General features: G+C 42.0%; 2 protein-coding genes. Both read left to right on the top strand.

Annotation, left to right across the window (positions count from 1 at the left end; translation table 11 throughout):
- On the top strand, window positions 1-449 hold a 449-nt coding region (locus A3763_RS23870), incomplete at its 5' end, for an SDR family oxidoreductase (protein ID WP_082880586.1).
- A gap of 20 nt (window positions 450-469) precedes the next feature.
- A complete protein-coding gene (locus A3763_RS23865) occupies window positions 470-799 on the top strand; it encodes a phasin family protein (protein ID WP_068553374.1) in 330 nt (109 codons plus the stop codon).
- Window positions 800-833: the final 34 nt, after the last annotated feature.

Genomic DNA, 833 nt, shown 5'->3' with positions numbered 1-833 from the left:
GAATGTCACCACAAAAATGGCAAGAGGTCATTGATGTGAACCTGAGTGGAACCTTCAATACTTGTCGGAATGTCATCGAGTTCATGTTGAAACGCCAATACGGGCGAATTATTAATATCTCTTCTATCAACGGTGAAAAGGGCCAATTTGGTCAAGTGAATTACGCTGCCAGCAAAGCTGGCATTCATGGTATTACCATGTCACTAGCGCAAGAAGTAGCCAGCAAAGGCATTACTGTTAACACTATTTCCCCTGGTTATATAGCAACTGAAATGGTGATGGCGGTCGAAGAGAGTATAAGAAACCAAATTATCGCCCAAATTCCGGTCGGCAGGCTGGGTGATCCAAAAGAAATAGCGAGACTTGTTGCTTTCTTATCAGACAAACAGTCTGGTTTTATCACTGGATCAAATCTTTCCATTAACGGCGGTCAGCACATGCACCACTAGTAAATAACAAGGAGACATACATGAACGAATTTATCGATTCATTAAGCGAACAAGCGAAACGCTTTGTTGAGCCTGCAAAAGAAGTGAATAGATTGCTACTGAATAACGTAGGTGAGTTAGTTGATATTCAAGCGCAAGCCTTTGCAAACTACGCTGAAATGGGTATAGCCCAGGCAAAATCGGCATTAGAGATCAGAAATAGCGATTCACTGAACGCCTTTGTAGAGCAACAATCTGAATTTTCTGAGACTGTTCAAGCTCAGTTTAAGGGCGATGCAGAAAAGCTTACTGACTTGGCTAGCCAAACCGCTGAGGGCTTAAAACAGGTGTTTTCTAAAGAGACTGTATAAGCCATTCAACCTCAGTATAGTAAGTTCAACTATC

The organism is Oleiphilus sp. HI0128 (assembly GCF_001635365.1).
The sequence above is the reverse complement of the archived record's forward strand: the minus strand, read 5'-3'. Positions and strand labels throughout refer to the sequence as shown.

Excerpts from the sequence above, each read along its gene's own strand:
- A3763_RS23865 (WP_068553374.1), top strand. The coding sequence starts at position 470 with ATGAACGAATTTATCGATTCATTAAGCGAACAAGCGAAACGCTTTGTT.